The sequence below is a fragment of the Roseateles sp. P5_E11 genome, assembly GCF_054049355.1.
Genome location: NZ_JBFUMO010000357.1, coordinates 1 through 6,085 on the forward strand (window position 1 = coordinate 1; position 6,085 = coordinate 6,085).

Here is a 6,085-nt window from a genome sequence, read left to right on the forward strand (position 1 = left end):
GCCGCACCTCCAGCCCTTGCGGCGTGCGCTTGAACGGCAGGCTGTCGGTGGAGCCCACGGCTTCGACGCGCTCGATCGCGCCGGGAGCAAGCGCCGAGTCTTGCGCCAGCGCGGCGATGCGCATGACGCCGTCCGTCGGCCACGCCAGCCCGATGGCGTAGAGCGCGCCGGCCTTCGTCGTGAAACGGATGTCCTGGGTGGTGAAGCCCTTGAGTTGGCCTTCGCTGAACATCCCACCACCGACCTTCGTCGGCCCTTCGCCGAAGGTGCGCCACGGCCGCGTGCCATGGATGGCCTCGCCGTTGCGGTCCATCCAGGCGGCGATGTCTTCCAGGACCTTGCGCTCGTCGGCATCGATGGTGCCGTCGCCGCGCAGCGGGATGGACAGCAGCAGGTTGCCGTTCTTGGAGACGATGTCCGCCAGGCGGTGGATGACGCTGGCGGCCGAMTTGTAGCCGTGAGCGTCGAAGATGCCGCGGTTGTAGTGCCAGTCGCCGATGCAGGTGCAGGTCTGCCAGGGCAGCGGCTCGATGCCGGCGCGCTGGCCGCGCTCGAGGTCCTCCACCACGCCGCCACGCATTACGGGTGAGAGCTCCTTGGCGTTGATGACTGCCTCTACCTTGCCGTGCCAGGCCATGCTGGCGTTGTAGTAGTGCGCCGCGATGTCCAGGCCGGCCTGGCCGAGCGGCAGGTGAGAGTTATCGAAGTAGACGAGGTCGGGCTTGTAGCTGTCGATCAGGTCGCGGCAGCGCAGGAACCACTGGCGAATGAACGCCGGGTTGTTCGGTGGCTCCACGTCTTTCCAGGTGTAGTAACTGCGCTTATGCCATTCGGTGACGGCGGCCACGGTGCTGATGCCGTCGGGCATCACTCTGTTGGGCCCCGTGTAGAGGTCCTGCGGGTCCAGGCCTTCCCACCATTTGCCCTTGCCGTCAGCGTTGGTCAGGTTGAAGGCGTCGTAGCGCTGGCCGGCCAGTGGGCCTTCGGGGTCGTAGCCATAGGCAGGCGCCAACCAGTGCCAGGCACGCGACGAGTGGTTGCTGACGCCGAACCGCAGCCCCTTGGCGCGAGCCAGCTTGGCCCAGGTGCCGACGATGTCCTTCTTGGGGCCGACGCGCACCGAGTTCCATGCGTGGTACTTCGAGTCGTAGGCGTCGAAGTTGTCGTGGTGGTTGGCGAGCGAGACAAAGTACTTCGCACCCGCCTTCACGTACAGGTCCATCAGCGCTTCGGGGTTCYAGTTCTCCCCCTTCCAGCGGTTCTGCATCTCCATGAAGCCGACCTTCGTCGGGTGGCCGTAGGTCTTGACGTGGTGGTCGTACTGCCCGCTGCCCTGCATGTACATGTTGCGGGCATACCAGTCGCCCCTCTCGGGCACGCATTGCGCGCTCCAGTGCGCCCAGATGCCGAACTTGGCATCGCGGAACCAGTCGGGCGTGCGGTAGCCGTCGACGAGGGAATCCCAGGTCGGCTTGAACGGGGCGGGGGCGGCTTGCGCGGCGGGCAGCCCGGCGCCGCCCATCGTGGCGGCGGTGGCCTGCAGCAGGGAGCGGCGGGAAAGTTTCTGCGTCATGGCTTGTTTTCAGTGAAAAGGGCGGCCGCTCATGCCAGGCCCGGGCCGCGCACCTTCAGCGCGATCGCGGGCGTGCCGGCCAGCCCCTCGGGCAGCCGCACCTCCAGCCCTTGCGGCGTGCGCTTGAAGGGCAGGCTGTCGGTGGAGCCCACGGCTTCGATGCGCTCGATCACGCCGCGCGCCAGCGCCGAGTCCTGCGCCAGCGCGGCGATGCGCATGACGCCGTTCTTGGGCCAGGCCAGCCCGATGGCGTACAGGGCGCCGGCCTTGGTGGTGAAGCGGATGTCCTGGTCGGTGAAGTCCTTGACCTGGTTTTCGCTGAACATGCCGCCGCCGATCTGCGTCGGCCCCTCGCCGAAGCTGCGCCACGGGCGTGTGCCATGGATGGCCTCGCCGTTGCGGCCCATCCATTCGCCGAGGCCCTCCAGGACCTTGCGCTCGTCTGCGTCGATGGTGCCGTCGCCGCGCAGCGGGATGGACAGCAGCAGGTTGCCGTTCTTGGAGACGATGTCCACCAGGCGATGGATGACGCTGGCCGCCGACTTGTAGTGATGGCCTTCGAAGACACCGCGGTTGTAGTGCCAGTCACCGATGCAGGTGTCGGTCTGCCAGGGCAACGGCTCGATGCCGGCGCGCTGGCCGCGCTCGACGTCCTCGACGATGCCCGCACGCCATTCAGGCGGGATCTCCTTGGCGTTGAGGACGGCCTCCAGCTTGCCACCGTGCCAGGCCATGCTGGCGTTGTAGTAGTGCGCCGCGATGTCCAGCCCAGCCTGGCCGAGCGGCAGGCGGGAGTTGTCGAAATAGACGAGGTCGGGCCGGTAACTGTCGATCAGGTCGCGGCAGCGCAGGAACCATTGGCGCGTGAACGCGGGGTTCTGTGCCGGCGGGTTCTCGTCCCAGATGCGGTCGTGCTTCTCATGCCAGTCGTGGGCCGCCTGCGTGGTCTTGATGCCGTCGGGCATCACCATGTTGCGGCCCGTGTAGAGGTCCTGCGGGTCCAGGCCTTCCCACCATTTGCCCTTGCCGTCGGCCTTGCTCAGGTTGAAGGCGTCATAGCGCTGGCCGGCCAGCGGCCCTTCCGCGTCGTAGCCATAGGCCGGCTGCAACCAGTGCCAGGCATGCGCCGAGTGGTTGCTGACGCCGAAGCGCATGCCCCTGGCGCGGGCGGCCTTGGCCCAGGTGCCGACGATGTCCTTCTTGGGACCGACGCGCACCGAGTTCCACGGGTGGTACTTCGAGTCGTAGGCGTCGAAGTTGTCGTGGTGGTTGGCGAGCGAGACGAAGTACTTCGCACCGGCCTTCGCGTACAGGTCCATCAGCGCTTCAGGATCCCAGTTCTCCGCCTTCCAGCGGTTGTTCATCTCCATAAAGCCGACCTTGGTCGGGTGACCGTAGGTCTTGACGTGGTGCTCGTACTGCCCGCTGCCCTGGATGTACATGTGGCGGGCATACCAGTCGCCCGCCTCGGGCACGCACTGCGCGGTCCAGTGCGCCCAGATGCCGAACTTGGCGTCGCGGAACCAGTCGGGCGTGCGGTAGCCGCCGACGAGGGAGTCCCATGTCGGCTTGAAGGGAGTGGGCGCTGCGTGGGCGGCAGGCAGGCCGGCGGCGCCCATGACGGCGGCGGAGGACTGGAGCAGTGCGCGGCGGGAAAGTTGTTGACTCATGGTGCTCAGGGTTTGAGTGAATGGGGAGCGCCCGCCGGCAGGCCGTAGACGATGCCGCGGCCCACCGTGCTCATGTAGACCAAGCCTTCGACGTTCATGTCGCCCATGACGAACTCGCCGTTGCCGGGGCCGCCGAACTGGTGGGCGTCGTCATTGATGCGCTGCCAGCTGCCGCCAGCGTCGGTGGAGCGATACACCCCCAGTGGCTTGCCCTGGGGCGAGCCCCAGATGAAGACGGTGGGGTAGGGGGCGTTGGCCATGGCCTTGCCGAAGCCCACCGCGCCGCAGTTGGCGACGTTGGGAAGGGTCGTGAACGTGCGGCCGGCATCCGTGGAGCGCGCCAGGCCGCCGGCCTTGAGGGCCACCCAGACATCACCTTCGCGCCCCGGCGCCACGCGCACCAGCGATGAGCCATTGGCTGCCAGCGTGGCGGTGGCAGCGAAGCTGGCGCCGCCATCGGTGCTGACGCGCACGGTGCCGCGGTCGTAGGCGTAGAACTTGGCCGGGTTCACCGGGTCGCCCGCCGGCCGCATCGGCGCGCCTTCCAGGCCGCGCACCGCCGTCCACACGGGCTTGGCCTCGGTGAAGTTGGCGGCGCGGACAGTGCGGTTGCTGCCGTCTGCCTGGCGGAAGCTGTGCAGCAGCGCAGCGCCATCGGCCGACAGCGCCAGCGTGCCGTAGTCGCCCTGCATGCCGGCCACTTCGGTCCAGGTGGCAGCGGTGTCGGCGGAGCGGTACATCTTCTTGCCGCCCACGCGCACGACGACCGCCGTGTTGCTGCCCGCGACGGCGAGGCCGGTGGTCGAGCCCAGGCGGGGTTCGTGGATGGGCGCAAAGGCGTCCAGCTTCTGGTGGCGGAAGCCGTCGTAGTCGGCGATCACCGATAGCAGCGGGCCGCCCGGCACGCTGACGGCCACGTTGGGCACGGTTTCCTCCAGGCCCTTGACGGTGAAGGTCCACGTGGCCGGCGTGGCGTCGATGTCGGCCGTGCGGAACACACCGTTGCCGGAGGTGACCCAGACGGCGCGGGTGTCGAAGGGGTCGAATTCGATGGAGCCCGTCCAGTGGATGGCATAGGCCGAGATCCAGCTGACGCCGCTGGTGTCCATGGCGAAGCCTCGTTCCACCACGTCGGTCCAGTTGCTGCCACCGTCGTTGGTGACRTAGAAGCGGTCGCCAGCGTTCTTGCCACCTTGCGGCATCCAGGTGTTGATGGTCGAGATGACCAGCCGCTTCGCATTGCGCGGGTCGACCGACACGCCCGAGAACGCCCGGTTGATGCCCTTGGGTGTGACGTTGGTCCAGCCGCCGCTGGCGACCTTGTATTTCCAGACCTGGCCGGCCGTCAGCGGCTCCGGCGGGTCGAGCTTCTTCCAGTCGCCATGCGGGCCTGAGCCGTCGCCATAGGTGATGTAGAGATGGCCGTCCCCGGCGAGCGTCGCGCGCTGTGGGATGTAGGCCGACGGCGCCTCGGCCACCGGCTTGAAGCTGGCGCCGGCGTCGTCGCTGCGGTAGAGGTTGGGGCCGACCGAGCCGAAGCGCGACACGCCCACAAAGATCCGCTGCGCCACGCCGCCCGCCACGCTGGTCGGGTCCAGCAGCACGAAGCTGATGCCGGTCTCATTGGGCGTGGTGGTCACGGGCAAGGCGTCGACCCGCTTGAAGCTGGCGCCGGCGTCAAGGCTCTTGAACAGGCCGTTGGCGCGCGAGCCGACGTAGAGCACCTTGCCGTCACCCGGGTCGACCTGCATCTTTTCGCCGTTGCTGCGGCCCAGGCCGTTGCCGTTGGCGCGGAAGAGGTGGCTCACGTCGGTGATGCGGCTGAAGGTGGCGCCGCGGTCGGTGGAGCGCAGCACCGCAGTCTTGCCGCCGCTGAAGTAGGGCACCCCGGCCAGCAGGTAGAGGACCGCGCTGTCCTTGGGGTCGAGCGCCAGGGCGTCCACGCTGAGCAGGCCAACGTCGGCCTCGGACACGCCGTCGAGTAGCGAGGTCCAGTGTGCCTTGGCGGCGTCCCAGCGGTAGGCGCCGCCGACGTCGGTGCGGGCGTAGATGAGGCCGCGCTCGGTCTGGCTAGGCACGATGGCCGCGACATAGCCGCCACCGCCGATGGCCAGGCTGTCCCAGCGATAAGGCTGGGCCTGGGTCAATGGGGCCAGCAGCGTCAGCGTGGTGGCAAACAGCAGGCGCCAGAGGGTCATGGTGGGTATCAACTTCATTCGGTCAGCGCGGCGCGCGTTGCCTTGCGGCGGGAAAGCAGGCCGGTGCGCGCAAGGCACGACCCGGCCATCGGTGTCAGCGCCGGGGCGCCGTCGGATCACTTGGCGCTGTCGACGATGGCCTTGATCAGTTCAGGGAAGTACTGTGCGCCGGTCGAGCGGTTGAACAGGCCGAACTGGTGGTTGGCGTCGTAGCCGTTGTCCCACCACACCGGCACGAYGCCGTGCTGGWAGGCSGACTTGGTCACGTACTTGGTCCAGTAGGTGCGGTARGTGCCGGCCGGGTCGTACTCGGWCYTCAGGATGGCGCCGTACTCGCCCATCAGCACSGGCATGCCGGCGTCGACGAAGCGGGACTTCATCTTCTGGAACTGYGCGTCSACGTASGCYTCGTKGGCCCAGGKYTCGGTYRCGGCCGGRTTGGTCGCGATCGMACCCCACTGCCAGATSSYGCTCTTGTCGTTSAGCGCGAAGTTGAACGGRTCGTAGAARTGCACYTCCAGGAACATCCGGTTCGTCGCCAAGTCCGCCGGCTTGATGAAGCCGTTGTAGGTCGAGTCGATGTTGGTGTTGAAGCCCTGCACGACGAGATGGCGCTTGGCGTTGTTGCCGCCCGTGGCCCGCAC

At 67.8% G+C, this 6,085-nt stretch carries 4 protein-coding genes; all 4 read right to left on the reverse strand.

What is annotated here, in order from left to right:
* On the reverse strand, positions 1 to 1,573 hold a 1,573-nt coding region (locus ACXJKR_RS21735), incomplete at its 3' end, for an alpha-L-fucosidase (RefSeq protein WP_457324589.1).
* Positions 1,574 to 1,602: 29 nt separating this feature from the next.
* Complete coding sequence (locus ACXJKR_RS21740; RefSeq protein ID WP_457324590.1) at positions 1,603 to 3,243, reverse strand: alpha-L-fucosidase; 1,641 nt, start codon at positions 3,241 to 3,243, stop codon at positions 1,603 to 1,605.
* A 5-nt stretch (positions 3,244 to 3,248) separates the two neighbouring features.
* Positions 3,249 to 5,441: an exo-alpha-sialidase gene (locus ACXJKR_RS21745; protein WP_457324591.1), complete on the reverse strand. Its 2,193-nt coding sequence runs from the start codon at positions 5,439 to 5,441 to the stop codon at positions 3,249 to 3,251.
* 116 nt (positions 5,442 to 5,557) lie between these two features.
* A partial coding sequence (locus ACXJKR_RS21750; protein ID WP_457324592.1) for a cellulase family glycosylhydrolase occupies positions 5,558 to 6,085 on the reverse strand: 528 nt, incomplete at its 5' end.

Excerpts from the sequence above, each read along its gene's own strand:
- ACXJKR_RS21740 (WP_457324590.1), bottom strand. The coding sequence starts at position 3,243 with ATGAGTCAACAACTTTCCCGCCGCGCACTGCTCCAGTCCTCCGCCGCC.